The 16,723-nt window shown below is 65.5% G+C and carries 17 protein-coding genes and 1 pseudogene; 7 read left to right on the forward strand and 11 right to left on the reverse strand.

The window, feature by feature from the left end:
• Positions 1-12 precede the first annotated feature (12 nt).
• The 5 genes and pseudogenes from DRB19_RS23990 to DRB19_RS24010 form a co-directional block, all read right to left on the reverse strand.
• On the reverse strand, positions 13-1,980 hold the full coding sequence (locus DRB19_RS23990) for an amidohydrolase (protein ID WP_114188542.1): 1,968 nt from the start codon (positions 1,978-1,980) through the stop codon (positions 13-15).
• Between the two features lie 197 nt (positions 1,981-2,177).
• Positions 2,178-2,879 (reverse strand): hydrolase, encoded by a 702-nt coding sequence (locus tag DRB19_RS23995; protein WP_114188543.1) that lies wholly within the window; start codon positions 2,877-2,879, stop codon positions 2,178-2,180.
• Positions 2,880-3,017: 138 nt separating this feature from the next.
• A pseudogene (gene wrbA, locus DRB19_RS24000) lies at positions 3,018-3,623 on the reverse strand (NAD(P)H:quinone oxidoreductase).
• Between the two features lie 128 nt (positions 3,624-3,751).
• Positions 3,752-4,723 (reverse strand): LysR family transcriptional regulator, encoded by a 972-nt coding sequence (locus tag DRB19_RS24005; protein WP_114188544.1) that lies wholly within the window; start codon positions 4,721-4,723, stop codon positions 3,752-3,754.
• A gap of 76 nt (positions 4,724-4,799) precedes the next feature.
• Positions 4,800-5,237 carry a DoxX family protein gene (locus tag DRB19_RS24010; protein ID WP_114188545.1) on the reverse strand — a complete coding sequence of 146 codons (438 nt, stop codon included), beginning with the start codon at positions 5,235-5,237 and terminating at the stop codon, positions 4,800-4,802.
• Between the two features lie 189 nt (positions 5,238-5,426).
• On the opposite strand from DRB19_RS24010, the gene DRB19_RS24015 reads away from it, so the two are divergent.
• From DRB19_RS24015 to DRB19_RS24040, 7 genes are all read left to right on the forward strand, one after another.
• Entirely contained in the window at positions 5,427-6,359 is a 933-nt protein-coding gene (locus tag DRB19_RS24015) for a ring-cleaving dioxygenase (RefSeq protein WP_114188546.1), read from the forward strand.
• A gap of 98 nt (positions 6,360-6,457) precedes the next feature.
• Positions 6,458-7,078 carry an alpha/beta hydrolase gene (locus DRB19_RS24020; RefSeq protein WP_114188547.1) on the forward strand — a complete coding sequence of 207 codons (621 nt, stop codon included), beginning with the start codon at positions 6,458-6,460 and terminating at the stop codon, positions 7,076-7,078.
• A gap of 49 nt (positions 7,079-7,127) precedes the next feature.
• Positions 7,128-8,078, forward strand: a complete 951-nt coding sequence (locus DRB19_RS24025; protein WP_114188548.1) for a ring-cleaving dioxygenase — start codon at positions 7,128-7,130, stop codon at positions 8,076-8,078.
• A 134-nt stretch (positions 8,079-8,212) separates the two neighbouring features.
• Positions 8,213-8,458 (forward strand): hypothetical protein, encoded by a 246-nt coding sequence (locus tag DRB19_RS24030; protein WP_114188549.1) that lies wholly within the window; start codon positions 8,213-8,215, stop codon positions 8,456-8,458.
• A 94-nt stretch (positions 8,459-8,552) separates the two neighbouring features.
• The gene (locus tag DRB19_RS30205; RefSeq protein ID WP_147022210.1) at positions 8,553-8,813 is read left to right on the forward strand and encodes a hypothetical protein; all 261 of its coding nucleotides are present in this window, start codon (positions 8,553-8,555) and stop codon (positions 8,811-8,813) included.
• A 261-nt stretch (positions 8,814-9,074) separates the two neighbouring features.
• The gene (locus DRB19_RS24035) at positions 9,075-10,019 is read left to right on the forward strand and encodes a pirin family protein (protein WP_114188550.1); all 945 of its coding nucleotides are present in this window, start codon (positions 9,075-9,077) and stop codon (positions 10,017-10,019) included.
• Positions 10,020-10,021: 2 nt separating this feature from the next.
• Positions 10,022-10,807, forward strand: coding sequence for an alpha/beta hydrolase family protein (locus DRB19_RS24040; protein WP_114188551.1), 786 nt, complete (start codon positions 10,022-10,024; stop codon positions 10,805-10,807).
• A 46-nt stretch (positions 10,808-10,853) separates the two neighbouring features.
• On the opposite strand, the gene DRB19_RS24045 is transcribed toward DRB19_RS24040, so the two are convergent.
• The 6 genes from DRB19_RS24045 to DRB19_RS24070 form a co-directional block, all read right to left on the reverse strand.
• On the reverse strand, positions 10,854-11,666 hold the full coding sequence (locus DRB19_RS24045; RefSeq protein WP_114188552.1) for a DUF72 domain-containing protein: 813 nt from the start codon (positions 11,664-11,666) through the stop codon (positions 10,854-10,856).
• Positions 11,667-11,672: 6 nt separating this feature from the next.
• Complete coding sequence (locus DRB19_RS24050) at positions 11,673-11,969, reverse strand: hypothetical protein (protein WP_245439789.1); 297 nt, start codon at positions 11,967-11,969, stop codon at positions 11,673-11,675.
• Between the two features lie 338 nt (positions 11,970-12,307).
• Positions 12,308-13,036 (reverse strand): Qat anti-phage system TatD family nuclease QatD, encoded by a 729-nt coding sequence (qatD, locus tag DRB19_RS24055; RefSeq protein ID WP_114188553.1) that lies wholly within the window; start codon positions 13,034-13,036, stop codon positions 12,308-12,310.
• A 21-nt stretch (positions 13,037-13,057) separates the two neighbouring features.
• Positions 13,058-14,416, reverse strand: coding sequence for a Qat anti-phage system QueC-like protein QatC (gene qatC / locus DRB19_RS24060; protein ID WP_114188554.1), 1,359 nt, complete (start codon positions 14,414-14,416; stop codon positions 13,058-13,060).
• Complete coding sequence (gene qatB, locus DRB19_RS31735) at positions 14,413-15,327, reverse strand: Qat anti-phage system associated protein QatB (RefSeq protein WP_308494367.1); 915 nt, start codon at positions 15,325-15,327, stop codon at positions 14,413-14,415. Before qatB ends, qatC begins: the two co-directional genes overlap by 4 nt.
• Complete coding sequence (locus DRB19_RS24070; protein WP_114188556.1) at positions 15,327-16,643, reverse strand: KAP family P-loop NTPase fold protein; 1,317 nt, start codon at positions 16,641-16,643, stop codon at positions 15,327-15,329. The genes qatB and DRB19_RS24070 overlap by 1 nt, the downstream gene beginning before the upstream one ends.
• Positions 16,644-16,723 lie beyond the last annotated feature (80 nt).

A 16,723-nucleotide genomic window follows, 5' to 3' on the forward strand; every position in this document is an offset into this window, starting at 1 on the left:
GTACCCTCCCGATCAGAAAGCCCAGCACGAGCAGCCGAGCGAGCCCCAGAACGAGCGGGCGTCCGAGGTCGGCACGTTGGCTGCCAGGGCGGCGGCATGGGCGTGGCCGTGGACGCCGCAGGAGCTGGCGCAGCCGCAATTGGCGGCCGCGAAGGCGTACTTGCGCTCCTCGCCATTGTCGGCCCGCTTCTGGTAGCCGCCGAAGGTCCGCACCGGCGACCAGTCCGGCATCGGCGGCGGCAGCGGCGGGGCGAGGTCCTTGAAGTCTCCGTCGCCGTGGACGGGGTTGCCGCCGAGCACGGTCAGGACCGAGGTGATGTCCTGGATCGCGTCCTCGGGCACCGCGAAGTAGTCATCGGAGAGCACCGCCAGGTCGCCGAGATGGCCCTCCTTGATCTGGCCCTTCTTGCCGGCCTCGTTGGAGAACCAGGTGTTGGCCTCGGTCCACAGCCGCAGGGCCGTCTCGCGGTCGAGCCGGTTGGCGCTCGGGTACAGGGTCAGGCCACCCAGGGTCTTGCCCGTGACCAGCCAGGACAGCGACACCCAGGGATTGTAGGAGGCGACGCGGGTGGCATCCGTGCCGGCGCCGACCGGCACGCCCGCCTCCATCATGCGCTTGATGGGCGGCGTGCGCTCGGCCGCCTTGGCGCCGTAGCGCTCGACGAAGTACTCGCCCTGGTAGGCCATGCGGTGCTGCACCGCGATGCCACCGCCCAATGCGGCGATGCGGTCGATGTTGCGGTCGTCGATGGTCTCGGCGTGGTCGATGAACCAGTGCAGTCCGTTGAAGGGCACGTCCTTGTTCACCTTCTCGAACACGTCAAGCGCCCGCGTGATGGTCTCGTTGTAGGTGGCGTGCAGCCGCCACGGCCAGCGGTTCTCGGCCAGCAGGCGCACCACCGGCTCCATGTCGTTCTCCATCGAACGCGGCATGTCCGGGCGCTCGACGCGGAAGTCTTCGAAGTCGGCGGCGGTGTAGACCAGCATCTCGCCGGCGCCGTTGTGGCGGTAGAGGTCGTCGCCCTGGCCCGGCTTCACCTGGTTGGCCCAGGTCTGGAAGTCGTTGAGCTCCTCCTTCGGCTTCTGGGTGAACAGGTTGTAGGCGATGCGCACCGTCATCTGCCCTTCGTTGTGCAGCTCCTCGACGATGCGGTAATCATCCGGATAGTTCTGGAAGCCGCCGCCGGCATCGATGACGCCGGTGATGCCGAGCCGGTTGCTCTCGCGCATGAAGTGGCGGGTCGAGTTCTTCTGGTACTCGGGCGGGAGCTTGGGGCCTTTGGCGAGGGTCGCGTACAGGATGTTGGCGTTGGGCTTGGCGAGCAGGAGCCCGTTCGGATTGCCTTGGGCGTCGCGCTGGATCTCGCCGCCGGGCGGGTTCGGTGTGTCCTTGGTGTAGCCGACCGCCCGCAAGGCGGCGCCGTTCAGCAGGGCGCGATCATACAGGTGAAGGATGAAGACCGGCGTGTCGGGGGCGACGGCGTTAATCTCGTCGAGGGTCGGCAGGCGCTTCTCGGCGAACTGGTGCTCGGTGAAGCCCCCCACCACCCGCACCCACTGTGGCGCCGGCGTGCGGTCGACCTGCTGCTTGAGCATGCGCATGGCGTCCGCGAGCGAGCGCACGCCGTCCCAGCGCAGCTCCATGTTGTAGTTCAGGCCGCCACGGATGATGTGCGTGTGGCTGTCGATCAGGCCCGGGATGACGCGGCGGCCCTTCAGGTCGACGCGCTTGGTGCCGGGGCCGGTGAGCGCCATGACGTCCCGCTCCGTGCCGACGGCGACGAAGCGGCCGTCACGCATGGCGACGGCGTCGGCCTGCGGGTTCTGCCGGTCGAGGGTGGTGATCTTGCCGTTGAACAGGATGAGGTCGGGGGTGGTGTTCATGGACTGCGCCTCCGCGCCATGCGGGCGCAGCCCGAACCCGGCGGCGAAGCTGCCGAGTCCCGCGACGACCGTGCGCCGGTTGGGATTGTGAACCATGTTGAACTCCCTTGCAGTGAAGAGCCCGTCGGGAGGACGCTGGACCTCACGGGGGCTGGTCGAGGGAGGGTAACCGTCCGCGGTTCGGAGATAATCACCCTTGCCGCGAACACACTGTTCGACATCGCTGAACGTCGCCGAAGGCAGCGGCAGGCCTGAAAAAGGATCGCGGCCTGCCGGACGCTCAGACGCTGGGTTCACTCGGCCGCGGCAGCGTCCGTGGCCAGCCCGTGGCCGCTCACCTCGGCGTTTTCCTGCCCGCCGAACATGCTCTTGGCATAGATGATGCCGAGGCCATAGCCGCCGCCATGCCGCTTGGCGATGCCGGTGGTGAGGTCGTAGGTCTCGGTGCGGGCCCAGTCGCGCTGGAGTTCCAGCAGGTATTGCAGGGACGTCATGGGCCGCACGCCAGCCTGTACCATCCGGTCCATGGCACGGTCGTGCGCCTCGTCGGTGACGTCGCCGCAGGCGTCGGCGATCACGTAGACCTCGAAGCCCTGGTCGAGGGCGGACAGGGTTGGCCCGACGATGCAGACCGAGGTCCACAGCCCGGCGAAGACCAGCCGGTTCTTGCCGATCTGGTTCACCCGGTCGGTGACGCGGCCGTCCTCCCAGGTGTTCATGCTGGTGCGGTCGATCACGTCCGCGACCGGAAAGGCGCTCTTGATCTCGTCGAAGATCGGGCCGGAGAAGGTCTTTTCCGCCACTGTCGTGAGGATGGTCGAGACCTTGAAGCCGGCCGCCGCCTCCGCGACCATGGCCGCGTTGTTGCGCAAGGTCACGGCGTCTATCGACTTGGTCGCGAACGCCATCTGCGACTGGTGGTCGATCATGATCAGGGTGTGGTCCTGAGGGGACACAAGGGTCTTGCCGGGAACAGGCTTTGCGTTCGTTGCCATGGGGCTTCCTCCAGGTTGGGTGTGGTAACGCTGTGGCCGGACGCCCTGCCGGACGGCGGCCGGTACTCCGTGGTCCAAGTCCGTCATTGAACATCGTCGTGCAGGCGCGGCGGAACTGAGTCCGTCCGCGCCGCAGTCTTACACCTGTCCAGTCAACTTGGCGGCCGTCTCCGCCACCAGCCTGCCCTGGAAGCGGGCGGCGTCGAGCTCGTTCTGCGACGGCTGGCGCTGCCCCTGCCCACCCGCGATGGTGGTGGCGCCGTAGGGCGAGCCGCCGACGATCTCATCGAGGGTCATCTGGGCCCTGGTACGCATAGGGCAGCCCGACGATGATCATGCCGAAGTGCATCAGGTTGGTGATGCCGGAGAACAGGGTCATCTCCTGCCCGCCGTGCTGGGTGGCGGTGGAGGACATCACGCTGCCGACCTTGCCGGTGAGCTGGCCCTGCGCCCAGACGCTGCCGGCCTGATCCCAGAAGTTCGCCATCTGCGAGGCCATGCGGCCGTAGCGGGTCGGCACGCCGAGAATGATGGCGTCATAGGTGGGGAGTTCGGCCACGGTCGCGATGGGCGCCGGCTGGTCGAGCTTGAAATGCGCGTTGCGGGCGATCTCCTCGGGCACGAGTTCCGGCACCCGCTTCACCACCGCCTCCCGCCGGCCTGACGCACGCCTTCCGCGGCGGCGTGGGCCATCTGCTCCATGTGGCCGTAGGACGAGTAGTAGAGCACAAGAACTTTCGCCATCCATCAGTCTCCGTGTTGTCGATCCGGCTGAACTAGAGCGACGTTAATCCGCAAAAACCGGACCGGTAGGTGGATTCCATTGTTCTGGCGCAATCCCATATTGCGCCAGAACAATGGATGGCCTTCCCCTAGGGCGAGGCATCAACCGGAACATCTGTTGCAACGCTTCCGGTGGAGGCATGGGGATCCGCCGCCACGCCTTCGATGAACTTGCGCTGCTTGGCGACCTCCGCCGCCAGGAAGTCGAGGAACACCCTGACGCGGGGCGAGTGGCGGAGATCGGGATGGGTGAGGAGCCAGAGATCCGCTGCGAACTCGGGAACGGGCGGGCCGAGCCGGACCAGTCCGGGCCGACGGTCGGCGATGAAGCAGGGCAGGTGGCCGATGCCGAGACCCTGCTCGACCGCCTCGGCCAAACCGAGGACCGTATTGACCCTGTAGCCGATCCGCTCCGGCGGCACGTGCTCCTGGACGAACTTCACCGCCTTGAGCGTCGCCAGGTTCTCCCCGAGGGACACCCAGTCGCGCTCGAAGAGGCTCTCCGGGTCAACGCCGCCCGGGTCTGGAACTTGGTCGGCGCGGCCGTAGAGAGCCCAGGCGATGCTGGCAACCCGCCGCCCAACCAGGTTCTCGGGTGGGCTGTCGGTGGCGCGGATGGCCACGTCGGCATCGCGCTTCGACAGGTTCAGCTCCTGGTTGGCCAGCACCACGTCGAGGCGCACGTCGTGGCATTGCTTCCGGAATTTCACGAACAGGGGTGTGAGCAGGTGGATCAGCAGCGAGTCGTTGGTGGTCACGCGCAGCTCGCCCGCCGGCGCCAGCTCCCGTCCGGCCATCTTGCGCGTAAAGGCGGTGATGTCGTCGTCCACCCGCTGCGCCAGGGCGACCATCTCCTCGCCGACCGTGGTGAGGGTGTAGCCGCTGCGGTGGCGCTCGAAGAGCTTGGCCCCGAGCGCCTCCTCGATCTGGGCGAGGCGGCGGAAGACGGTGGAGTGGTTGATGCCAAGAAGTGCGGCGGCAGCGGGCAGGCTGCGCACATCGGCGATGGCCTTGATCAGGCGAAAGTCGTCCCAGGCCAGGTTCTTGTACGGATCAACCACGATGAGCCACCATGTCTGTTGGTCGGTCGGAGCGGCCGCGGGTGAGACGCGGCCGCTAAGTTGAGGCGTTGTCAGGTCAGCCGAGCCGCGGGCGCAGCGAGGCGGCAGGGCTGGCCGGGAAGGCGACCGGCTTCACGGCGAAGGCGCCGTCACCGATCAGGACGTGGACCACCGCCGCGAGGGCGAGGAACGCGGGATACTCCCAGCCGCCGTTCGGGGCATTGAACACCCAGCCGTTCGGGGCGTGGACGAGCAGGGCGCCGAGCAGGACCGGCAGCAGGGCAACCGAGACGATACGAGCGTAGAAGCCGGTCAGGATGGCGAGGCCGCCAATGAGCTCGGCGAGGATGATCGGCCAGGCGAGGAAGCCGGGGAAGCCGACCTGGCCAAGGAAGCCGGCGAAGCCCGGCACCGTGAACACGGCGATCTTCAGGTAGGCATGGGCGATGAACATGATGCCGAGGCCGGCACGCAGGGCAAAGGCACCGTAGGGGGCGAAGCGATTGTCGATCATGGGTCTGTCTCCTGGACCGGAAGTGGTCCGTTGGCGGCAAACCTGATCCTTTCCGTGGTGCAATGCAATCGCCCGTAAAGCAATCTTGAGATTGCGTCGGCGCAATCGAAATCGCATGGCGCCGGGACCGAACCCGCTTATCTCTGGAGCAGACCCGGGGCGCTGGTTGCCCCACAAAAGGACACCACAATGATCCAGAACGGCATCCATCACGTGACCGCCATCGCCGGCCCGGCCCAGCGCAACCTCGACTTCTACACCCGCGTTCTCGGGCTGCGTCTGGTCAAGAAGACCGTCAACTTCGACGACCCCGGCACTTACCATTTCTACTACGGCGACGAGGCTGGCCAACCCGGCACGATCCTGACCTTCTTTCCCTGGGAGCATGCCGCTCCGGGCCAGCTCGGCACCGGGGAAACCCAGGAGACGGTGTTCCGCGTGCCCGAGGGCGCCATCGGCTACTGGACGCACCGCCTGATCGAGAAGGGCGTGGCCCACGAGGCACCGGAGAAGCGCTTCGGCGAGACCGTGGTCGCATTCAAGGACCCCGACGGCATGCGGCTGGCCCTTGTGGCTGTCCCCGGCATTGAGAACGAGCCCGCCTGGAGCACCGGCGAGATCCCGGCCGAGCATGCGATCCGCGGCTTCCACAGCGCCAGCCTGCTGGTGCGGGAGGCGGCCCCGACCGGTGCGATCCTGACCGACATCTACGGCTTCACAGAGATCGCCCGCGAGGGTTCGCTCATCCGCTACAAGGCCGGTGACACGGCGCTTGGCGGTATCATCGACCTGCGCGAGGTGGGGAACTTCCCACGGGGCCGCTCCGGGGCTGGCACGGTGCACCACATCGCCTTCCGCGCCGCCAGCGACGCGGTCCAGGCGGAGATGGTCCGGAAGCTCGCCGCGAACCACGGCATCCGGGCCACGGAGCAGAAGAACCGCGACTACTTCCGGGCGGTCTACTTCCGCGAGCCGAACGGGATCCTGTTCGAGATCGCCACGGACGATCCGGGCTTCGCCGTCGACGAGCCGGCCGCATCCCTCGGCCAGGCGCTGAAGCTGCCGCGCTTCCTGGAGCCGAAGCGCGAGAAGATTGAGGCCGTGCTGCCGAAGGTCGCCTGACCCGACGTCAACCCGCCCTGCCGCCCGGTCCGTTCCGGCGGCAGGGTCCTTATCCCGTTCCGCATCGCCAGGGCTGCAAGGCCCTGATCGAGGTTTCCATGAACACCACGACCGAACTTTCGTTCATCCACCGCATCAAGCCGGCCACCGAGCCCGGCAAGCCGCCGATCCTGCTGCTGCACGGCACTGGGGGCAACGAGGACGACCTGCTGCCGCTCGGCGGCATGATCGCCCCGGGCTCCGCGCTGCTCTCCCCGCGGGGCAAGGTGCTGGAGGGCGGCATGCCGCGCTTCTTCCGCCGCCTGCGTGAGGGCATCTTCGACGAGGAGGATGTCCGCCGCCGCGCCCACGAACTCGCCGACTTCATTGCCCAGGCGCGGGAGTCGTACAACCTCGCGGCCCCGATTGCGGTCGGCTTCTCGAACGGGGCCAACATCGCTGCCGCCGTGTTGCAGCTCCGGCCGGAAGCTCTTGCTGGCGCCGCCCTGTTGCGGGCGATGGTGCCGCTCCAGGATCCGCCCGCTGCCGATCTGTCCGGCAAGCCGGTGCTGATCCTTTCGGGCGCCTCCGACCCCATCGTGCCGGCGGACAACGCCAGGCGGCTGGCCTCCCTCCTGCAAACGACAGGGGCCACCGTCGAGCACCGCGTGCTCCCGACGGGACACGGGCTGTCGCAGACGGACGTCGCCCTCACCAAGGCCTGGATCGACCAACTCTAACGCACTCTGGAGGGCGGGCTTGCGGGCCCGCCCGATAAGGACACCGACCATGCAACTCACCGGCATCCACCATCTCACCGCCGTGACCGGCAACGCGCCACGCAACCACGCCTTCTACACCCAGACCCTTGGCCTGCGCTTGGTGAAGAAGACCGTCAACCAGGACGACACCAGCGCCTACCACCTGTTCTATGCCGACGGACGCGGCTCGCCCGGCACCGACATCACCTTCTTCGACTGGCCCGTGGAGCGCGAGCAGCGCGGCACCCACAGCATCACCCGCACCGCCATGCGGGTCTCCGGGGGCGACACCCTCGCCTGGTGGAAGCAGCGCTTCCAGGACCTCGGCGTCACGCACTCCGATGTCGTCGAGCGTGATGGCCGGCTGACGCTCGACTTCGAGGATTTCGAGGGCCAGCGCCTCAGCCTGATCGATGATGGCGGGCAGGGGGAGGTGTCCCATCCTTGGGAGCGCAGTCCCGTCCCGGCCGAGCATCAGATCCGCGGCCTCGGGCCGATCACGATGAGCGTGCCTGATATCGAATATACCGAACTCGTCGTCACCAGGATCCTGAACATGACCCGCGTGCGGGACTACGCCACGCCCGGCAACGAGGAAACCCGCACCCACGTCTTCCAAATGGGAGAGGGCGGGCCGGCGGCCGAGCTGCATGTCTCCGTCGAGCCCAACATTCCGGTGGCCCAACCCGGGGCAGGGGGCGTCCACCATGTCGCCTTCCGCATTCCCGATGCCGATTACAAGGCCTGGGCTGAGCGGCTCAACCACGTGCGCATGCCGTCGAGCGGCCCGGTCGACCGGTTCTGGTTCCGCAGCCTGTACTTCCGCGAGCCGAACGGGGTCCTGTTCGAGATCGCCACCGACGGGCCGGGATTTGCCACCGACGAGCCCATGGACACGCTCGGCGAGACGCTGTCGCTGCCGCCGTTCCTGGAGGGCCGGCGCCGGCAGATCGAGGCAGGCCTGCTGCCGTTGACGTGACGCGTTTCCGATCAACTCATCGCACGTCTGAACTGCGCCTCAGGGCCCCAATATCTGATAAAGTGCCACCTGGCGCTGTCAGAGCGCGAGCCGACTTCTTTGTGGATTATTGCGGGTTAACCGAGGAGATGACGATGGAAATCATCCTGCGGGTTCAATGCGACGACGTTCTCGGGGCCAAGATCGAGCGGGAGACACCGACGGGCTTGGTCACGATAGCGACGGCCGCGCCGCAGGGCGAGAGCTTGGAGGTGCATCTCCTCGATCCGGGTGGGAACGCGGGTTTGGAATTTCTCAACGGGCTCCGGGCGCGGGATTGCAGCGATCTAAGACGGCAGCTGGCACGGCCAAACATCATGGTCGTCATGCCTGACGTTTGATGCGCCGGACCCCGTCGGAGGTGCTGACCGAATGCACGTTTGGCCAAGAGCCGACTAAGGGGCACTTGCCGAGCTTGAATTGGTTGGAGGCAACATGACACCCGACGACCTATGGTTTGCCGAAAACCCGTCGCGGCGCTACCGGCTTCGGGAGGCGACCCGGCCAGAAGCGGATGCCGTACGCGCCGAGATGGGGCATAGGGAGCGGAGTGCCGCGCTGCATTTCTGGCGGATTGTCGGGCGGGACGGAACGGGCACCACATTCGGGTCGACGGCCTGGAGTGGTCCCTCTGTTCCAGATGATACGGATGACGCGCTCGAAGAACATCTGAGGGCTTGGAGGTCAAGCGAATAGCGGGAGGGGGCATGATCCCTGCCTGCTGTCTTTGGTGCTGTCCCGAGAGGGAAAGCACCAGCCGACCGAGGTCGACCTGAGGCGGCTTAACCGCTGCGGCCCGCCTTTGTGGGACAATGGCCCGGGCCAAGAGACCTGGGCCTGCTCTCTGGCCGGTGGCGGCCGTGGTCCTATGTCAAAGGCAATCCTGCAACGCGTGCCCGAGGCATCGGCGAAGGCCGACCGCACCCGTCGCACCTGTGCAGGGAAGGAGAGGAACTGATGAGCTGGAACCCCGCCGACGATCCGCAGCCTGGCGACAAGCTGGCCTGTGATGCCATCGAGACGGTCATCGTGCCCCGGGCCCGCGACCTCGGCAGCTTCGAGGTGCGCCGGGCGCTGCCCTCCGCCCAGCGGCAGATGGTGGGCCCGTTCATCTTTTTCGACCAGATGGGTCCGTCCGAGTTTCTGCTCGGGTCCGGCATGGACGTGCGGCCCCATCCGCACATCGGCCTCTCCACCGTCACCTACCTGTTCGACGGCGAGATCATGCACCGGGACTCGCTCGGGACCGAGCTGCCGATCCGTCCCGGCGAACTCAACTGGATGACAGCCGGACGCGGGATCGTCCATTCCGAGCGGACCGCTCCGGAACTGCGCACGACGGGCTCGAAGCTCTTCGGCATCCAGAGTTGGGTGGCGTTGTCCGCCCAGGACGAGGAGACCACGCCCGGCTTCGTGCACTACGACGCGGGCCAGATGCCGGTGCTCGATGGCGACGGCAAGACGGTGCGGCTCATTGCCGGATCGATCCTCGGCGCCACCTCCCCGGTGCAGACATCAAGCCCGATGTTCTACGCCGACGTGGCGCTGCGGGCGGGGGCCTCAGTGCCGCTCGATCCGGACTACGACGAGCGGGCGATCTACACCGTCTCGGGAGAGGTCGAGATCTCTGGCGACGTGTTCCCGCCCGGGCAGCTCCTGGTGTTCCGGCCGGGAGACCGCATCACGATCCGGGCGCGCAGCGATGCCCGCTTCATGATGCTGGGCGGCGAGCCGATGGACGGCCCCCGCTTCATCTGGTGGAACTTCGTCTCGTCGCGGCAGGACCGGATCGAGCAGGCCAAGGCCGACTGGAAGGCGGCCCGGTTCGACACGGTGCCGGGCGACGAGGCCGAGTTCATCCCGCTGCCCGAGCCGCCGCCTCCGCCGGTCCGTTATCCATAGCGATGTCCGTACGGACGCAAGTCTTCGACTTCTCGGGCTCGCAGGGCCAACGCCTGTCCGGCCGGCTCGACCTGCCGGACGGCACTGCGACAGCCTACGCGGTCCTGGCCCATTGCTTCACGTGCAGCAAGAACTCGGTCGCGTCCGTGCGGATCGCGCGGGCGCTCGCCGCCCGCGGCATTGGAGTCCTTCGCTTTGACTTCACCGGGCTGGGGCAGAGCGAGGGCGACTTCTCCCATGCCACCTTCAGCGGCGACGTCGCCGATCTGAAAGCCGCGGTCCGGGCGATGGAGCAGGAGGGCTATCCCCCAGGGATCCTGATCGGGCACAGCCTCGGGGGCGCCGCGGCGCTGGCAGCGGCCGGGGAGCTGCCGGGCATCGCCGCCGTGGTCACGATCGGGGCCCCTTGCGACACGCAGCATGTGATCCGTCTGCTGGACCGCAGCCTTGACCGAATCCTCCACGAAGGTGAGGCGTGTGTGAGGTTGGGCGGCGAGTCCTTCGTCATCAGGCGGGCCTTCGTCGAAGACCTGCACGCTCAGGATCAAAAACGCCGGATTGCTCATTTGGGCCGTCCCCTGCTGATCCTGCATTCGTCCCGGGACGAGGTCGTGAGCGTCGAGAGCGCCGGCGTGATCTTCCAGGCTGCACGCCATCCCAAGAGCTTTGTGTCCCTCGACACGGCCGACCACCTTCTGACCCGGGCGGCGGATGCCGAGTATGCCGCAACAATGATCGCTGCGTGGGGGACGCGCTTCGTTCCCGTGGTTGAACCAACGGCAAATTAGCGATCCCTCACGGGACGGCATGTCAAAGCATCGGTGATGAGGCCGCTCACGGAACGAAACCGGACGAGGGGAATGCCGAGGCCTGCACCATCCTTCTGGTCGTAAGCGCATCACCCGTTGCTGCAAAGGCCGCCGTGTTGTCGAAGATGGACCAGGTTTCGATGCCCGCCGCGGCATCCCTGGCGAGCACCTCCGCGATGGCTGCCAGATACTCCGCGCTGTAGGCCGAGTAGTAGATCTTGGGCGAGCCGTGCAGGCGATAGTACGACAGACCGCGCCAGCCGCCCGGCTCGTCAGCGCCAGGAACCGGCGCTGGGTCCGCGGCCACGCGGGCGATCCGAAGCTGGGCGAGCAGGGCCTCGACCTCCGGCGTGAACCAGGAGGCATGGCGGGGCTCGCACACGATGCGGCACTCGACCCGGCTCCTCAGATCACTCAGGAATCGGTCAGCGACCTCCGGCTGGAAACTCAGTCTCGGGGGCAACTGCACCAGGAGGGGCCCAAGCTTGGGCCCGAGGCCGCTTATCTCCGACAGGAACCTGTCCAGCAGGTCGCCGACGTCCTTCAGACGACGCTCATGGGTGATGGCCTTCGGCACCTTCACGGCGAAGCGGAAGTCGTCTGGCACCGACGCGGCCCACCGCTCATAGGTGGCCGTCCGATGCGGGCGATAGAACGAGGAGTTGATCTCCACCGCGTTGAGGACTGCGCCGTAGCGCTCCAGGTGGGATCCTGCCACCGGGAAGGGGGCTGCATGCTCCTTCGGGATGCTCCAGGCGGCGGTGCCGATCCGGATTGGGGCAACGGCTCCGACGGCGGCTCGGGAGGGTAGGTGGTCCGGGTCAGAGAGGGCCCGCATGCACGCTCACTCGGCGAAGCGGACCAGGGCGCGGAGGCTCTCGATCAGGAGCTTGCGCTGGTCGTCGGGCAGGAAGCCTTTGCAGGTCGCGTCCACGAGAGCTTCCAGCTCCTCACGACCGGGGCGCCGCTCCCGGATCTCGCGGGCCCACATGGCGATCTGGGAGGCCTTGCCGGCGCAGGAGGGGCAGTCGTCGACGATCTCCCGCGACAGGGTCATGATCTGGTCGAGGGGGCTGGTGTCTGGATCGGCGGGCATGGGCGGAGCGCTGTCGCTGGGCGGATCGTAAGATCCGGTCGTCATGAGGTCCTGCTCTGCCAACGCGAGCAGACAGCGGGCCGTTCCACCCGATCACGGTGTAAGCCCTTGTAACAGCAGGCTTCCGCTCCCATATGAGGCTTACCCCAGCGGACATCGTATGTGGACTTCGAAGCGACGGGCGTCACCGCCCGCTTCGATGAGGCCGTGCTAGGACGGATGTACTCCGGCCCGGCCTATTGCTGCGCTTGCCTGACGATGCAGGCGCCCGACTGGACCCTATCAGCCCCGGCCCGTAGTGCGCGAGGCAGAGATGCGAAGGCATCCTGTCCGTTCGCCCCGGAGCCTGGGCTTTTTCATGCGGGGCATTTACTCGCCGACGTTCAGATCGCAATCGGTTCTGGAAGGATACGTCGGGCATTGTCGTCAGTCGTCGCCTCGACCTCGTCGATGGCTCGACCTGTGAGGTCCGAGAGGTTCAGCAAGGTGCCCTTCAGATCTCCTTTCCCTCCTCGAAACGGGGCATCGCTCTCCACCAGCAATGCGTCCGGTGGGATTGCCTCGATCATCGGGCGTGCGCGAGCTGATTTCAGCATCGAACCATTCACAGAGAACCAGCACCCGAGTGAAATGGCCCTGGCCAGCTCGGAAGCTGTTCCGGAGAACCAATGGAGGATCGGTAAGAAGCCTCCACGAGAAGGGCAGGCTTCGATCTCATCGAGGACTTGGGTGGCGGCGCGACGACTATGAATGCTTATAACCCGCCCGCCGAGGGTTCCCGCGCGCAACAATATCTCTCTGAATGCGCGCTGCTGTTGGACGAAGCTGGCCTTGTGCTGTGGACTGCCATCGAGCCCAACTTCGCCGATCAGATTGGCCTGCGGCATGAGATCGAGCAGGAAACTAAGATCAACGTGCGCATCGCCAACCAACTCTGGGTGTAGCCCAAGCGCTGGCCTGGTCCACGGACTGCCGTTCGCCCATGCCAGGTTCTGGCGCCAGGCTCTTGGTGTCGTCGTCACGGAAACCGTCAGAACCCGGTACGACTGGCGGGACCGGTACTCGGCTCCCGGGTCCCCCATAAGGTCGAGGTGGCAATGAAAATCGTGCATGTCTGGTGTCCATTCGGGCGATTAGGAGGCAATAGCGTGCACGCCTCTGATGGCTTGGCCGACCTCGGCTATACCCTCCCGGAACACCTCTGCGTAGCTCTTGATCTCGTCGGCTGAATAATCGGACAGTGGCCCGGGTTTGCGGACCAGCCCTGTCGCCGTGTTTGGGGCGACCCTGAGACGCTCGACCATCAGCTCGAAGCTGTGGATGTGCTCGCCCTTTGCCGTTCTCGGGTCGACAGTTCCGGTCAGTTGCGGCAAGCCAACATACGTGGTCGGCTCCCTCCCATAGGCACGCAATTCTGATGCGCGTCGAATGAGGCACGGTACACAGTAGCCGCAGTGTCCTGGGGCTTGGCCGCCCCAACGGGCCTTGGATACCGACGAGCACGAGATTGTGCTCGGGATGGAACGCTCTACGAACTCCCGACGGGAGACCTCGTCGAGCATTTGTCCCTTGGTTTTGAAACGGTAGCGGTTTTCGACTTGGTCGGCGATGTCTAGCCGTTCAACCAGTTCCTGCCAGCGCGCGAGGTAGAACGGGTGCGTGGTGCGTGTGCTCCAAGCCCCCAAGCGAAGCGGGTCCAATGGGACGTTGAGCGAGATGAGGCCGTTTTCAGGAACGTCGATGATGCGGTGTCCGGCGGGCAGGGCGCTTGCACAAGCCGCTGCTAAGGACACGAACAGGAAGGAGCGGGCACGTTGGGTGTCTTCACTTCCAAATGAGGCCATGTCCCCGGCCGTAATGCCCACCCTTGCCCGGACATGCCGGCGCTCAAAGACACCGAATTCCCGATTGAGATGACTGGCGCATGAGGCTTGGCTCGATGTCCCGGCATCCCAATAATGGCTTACAAAGAGGGGTTCCCGGCCGGCGGCAAGGAGATCCACAGCCCCGACGAAGCTATCAATGCCTCCGGAGAAGAGCGCAACCCGGTTGAACCCGATTAGCGGCAATCCCCGTCTTGGCGGCGCAAGCCTATCCATGCCACTTGGCCTCGGGCGAAATGAGATTGTCCAGAGATCTCCTGAGAGAAAGCGGAGCATCCTCTCGACCAGGTCGGACACCCCTGCCCAGAGCGTCGGATTCGAAACGGGCACCGAGAGGCCGATCTCCCTCGTGAATGAGTCCTCTGCGTTACGAACCCGGGAGATGCGGGTGTCCGCAGCCTGGACGGCAACCGCTAGCACCAGCAGGTCTACGCCCACCTCAGAGATTTGAAGGCCATGACCCGCCGCCTCGTCGAGAATTTGACCAATCCCGAACTTCAACGCCGTTGTGTCCGGGCGCAAATCGAGTTCTCGATGCGGTTCGCCCGCCGGCAATGGGACGGGGGCGCTGTCCGTGGGGCCTAGTCGAATGATGATGTGAGATCTCATGCGGCAGCCTCTTCATCGCCGTAGGTTTCGAGCAGGGACCAAGCGGTCTCGTAGATCTGGTCTACCAGGCGTCCCAAATCGCGATTGGTCAGATCAGCAAAGGATGGAGGCGTGAGGCTCAAGATCTGGTCCCGGGTTGCTGCGGCGATGTAGTCCCGCAGCTCTCGCTCAATGGCGCGAAAATCTCCGGCCGTTGGGGCGACCTTGAACCCGCGGATGGCGATGTCCTGAAGTAGGCGACCTACAATTGTATTCCCGAGGAAGGTTGCGAAATAGCCCTGCTTCTGGGCGGCATCGAACGTCTCAAGGTTGTCGATCCCCAGATCCCCAAGTTGTCCGACGGTCTCGGCCCAGGCATCGCGCGCGATAGCCTCATCGATGGGGCCTCCCTCACCGCAGATGACGTCAGTGAGTGCCGCGAACGCTTCGGCGACCCCTCCATCCAAAACCGTGTCCAGCCCCAGACGCCGGAAGGTTTCGCGGACGCCGAGCGTATCAAAGTCCCTGAAGAGCCCAAGAACGCCCGCGGCCGCTTGGCGGGACGAGCCCATGCGGCGCGTTGCGGTGCGTGCGCCGCCTGTGGCGCTTCTGGCGTAACTTCGGACAGCCCGCCCTAAGGCGCGGTCGTCGCCCCCACCGCTCCGGGAGAAGCGTGTGAAGTTAGACCTGGCTGGTCCGAACCGGTTCGGATCGGGCGGAGGCGGTTGATCCGGAGTTGGTGCGGGCGTTTGCGGCGGAGCAGGAGGAATGGGGCCGTTAGGCGGCGGGTTTCCTGGTATCGGTGGATTACCAAGTGGGGAAGGGACTGGATTAAAAGCGGGCGGGAGCGTCGGTGGTCCTGCACCGTCGAGCCAGCCGGGAACAAGTGGCGTGCTCGGACGCTGCCCACGAGGGAGGGCTGATGTACCCATCAACGCGATCCTTGAGCCGAAAGGGTCTTGAGGGTAGCCTTGGCAACAATATGAAGTTGCCTGTTGCCCTTTGAGGCCCACGTTTGCAGAAGCTCACGGGCGCGCGCTTTCGGGCCCTCCTCAAATGCCTGTGGGTTCCACCCGGCCGCTGCCCAGCTGCCAAGATCCTCTGTCGGTAGGTTGCTCAGGAAGCCGACGAGCTGCCCTTGGAAGCGAGGATGATGACGCACAAGGGCGCAAAGTCCTCCGAACTGCGGAGGTGCTCCATTCAATTTATCTGTCGCGAGGATTTGGTCCGCCAGAGTCGTGAACAGAAGCTTCGCGTCGGGCTCGCCCAAAGCGCGAATGTCAGTGTCGACTTGCGTCGTACCCAGAGGGCCAGAGCTCACCGCAGAGAGGATCTTGTCCACGGTGCCGTTGGAGGAACCGCGCGCAAAGATGCCCTTCTTATCTCGTGTCGCGAAGACATAAGGCCTCAGGTCAAGCGCGCTCAACGGACGTTCGGGGTCAAGCCGAGCCCAATTGCGGAGCCACTCGTCACTAGCCCACTCGGCCACTTCCGGCGGCAGTTCCTTCGCATCGGCATCCGGCTTCGCGGATTGCCCATCTCCAGACCCGACCGAGCCCGCCGCGCTAGTCTCAAGGACCTTGAGTTCCTGCACCGTTCCGCCTGGCGCTGCCATCGCCTGCTTTGCGACATGAGCGTAAAACTCGGGCCTGAACCTCTCGATGAGCATGATGCGCGCGAGGATCGAAAGCTCCACCTCTTTAGAAAGCCCTCGGGCGTCGGCCACGGCCTTTCGAAGGGTGACTGCATTCAGGAAGCGCTTAATCTGGCGTGGATTGCCTTCCAGGCCCTCAGCCACTGACGCCCCGAGCTGCTGTGCGAGACGGTAGGCTGCCGTGAGTTCGACTTGCTTTTTGGAATCTGCTGCCGTCAGATCCCCCAGCGTGAGCGCGTTTGAAAGCCATGGCGTTCTAATGATGGCGCGCGCCTTTTCGACGAGGTCAGCAAATCCTTGGCTGGTTTCACTGAGGATGGCCTGCGCGAGAAGCAAGGTTACATAGACCTTTGCCTCCTCAACCCCGAGCGCCGGGATTCGGAACGGGACTTGGGTCAGCTTCTCCAGGTAGTTGCGGGCATATGTCGTTGGTCCCGCGGATGCTGGGAGATCCGGAAAATGATGTCGGACGGCGTACTCGATCATGGCCTCGTCGGTCGCGATGACGAATGCCGTTTGCGGGGTGAACAGGAACAGGCGGATTGCTTCGAGAGTCTCGATAGCCGTCTTCGGAAGGCACCGGTCTAGACTCAGGACCTATTAATTTAGATTGAGGTGTGATTCAGAGCCTCCTGTCGAGGAGGCTCCGAATGGGTGATCTGTTTTTGCTCAGT

The sequence above is a fragment of the Microvirga aerophila genome, from assembly GCF_003332305.1.
GTDB classification, from domain to species: domain Bacteria; phylum Pseudomonadota; class Alphaproteobacteria; order Rhizobiales; family Beijerinckiaceae; genus Microvirga; species Microvirga aerophila.

What these genes read in the sequence shown, in the direction of transcription:
- DRB19_RS24030 (WP_114188549.1), top strand. Translation starts at nt 8,213, where the DNA reads ATGGAAATCATCCTGCGGGTTCAATGCGACGACGTTCTCGGGGCCAAG.
- DRB19_RS30205 (WP_147022210.1), top strand. Translation starts at nt 8,553, where the DNA reads ATGACACCCGACGACCTATGGTTTGCCGAAAACCCGTCGCGGCGCTAC.
- qatC (WP_114188554.1), bottom strand. Translation starts at nt 14,416, where the DNA reads ATGAGATCTCACATCATCATTCGACTAGGCCCCACGGACAGCGCCCCC.
- DRB19_RS24010 (WP_114188545.1), bottom strand. Translation starts at nt 5,237, where the DNA reads ATGATCGACAATCGCTTCGCCCCCTACGGTGCCTTTGCCCTGCGTGCC.
- DRB19_RS23990 (WP_114188542.1), bottom strand. Translation starts at nt 1,980, where the DNA reads ATGGTTCACAATCCCAACCGGCGCACGGTCGTCGCGGGACTCGGCAGC.
- DRB19_RS24020 (WP_114188547.1), top strand. Translation starts at nt 6,458, where the DNA reads ATGAACACCACGACCGAACTTTCGTTCATCCACCGCATCAAGCCGGCC.
- DRB19_RS24045 (WP_114188552.1), bottom strand. Translation starts at nt 11,666, where the DNA reads ATGCGGGCCCTCTCTGACCCGGACCACCTACCCTCCCGAGCCGCCGTC.
- qatB (WP_308494367.1), bottom strand. Translation starts at nt 15,327, where the DNA reads ATGGGTACATCAGCCCTCCCTCGTGGGCAGCGTCCGAGCACGCCACTT.
- DRB19_RS24035 (WP_114188550.1), top strand. Translation starts at nt 9,075, where the DNA reads ATGAGCTGGAACCCCGCCGACGATCCGCAGCCTGGCGACAAGCTGGCC.
- DRB19_RS24025 (WP_114188548.1), top strand. Translation starts at nt 7,128, where the DNA reads ATGCAACTCACCGGCATCCACCATCTCACCGCCGTGACCGGCAACGCG.
- DRB19_RS24050 (WP_245439789.1), bottom strand. Translation starts at nt 11,969, where the DNA reads ATGACGACCGGATCTTACGATCCGCCCAGCGACAGCGCTCCGCCCATG.
- DRB19_RS24040 (WP_114188551.1), top strand. Translation starts at nt 10,022, where the DNA reads ATGTCCGTACGGACGCAAGTCTTCGACTTCTCGGGCTCGCAGGGCCAA.
- qatD (WP_114188553.1), bottom strand. Translation starts at nt 13,036, where the DNA reads ATGCACGATTTTCATTGCCACCTCGACCTTATGGGGGACCCGGGAGCC.
- DRB19_RS23995 (WP_114188543.1), bottom strand. Translation starts at nt 2,879, where the DNA reads ATGGCAACGAACGCAAAGCCTGTTCCCGGCAAGACCCTTGTGTCCCCT.
- DRB19_RS24015 (WP_114188546.1), top strand. Translation starts at nt 5,427, where the DNA reads ATGATCCAGAACGGCATCCATCACGTGACCGCCATCGCCGGCCCGGCC.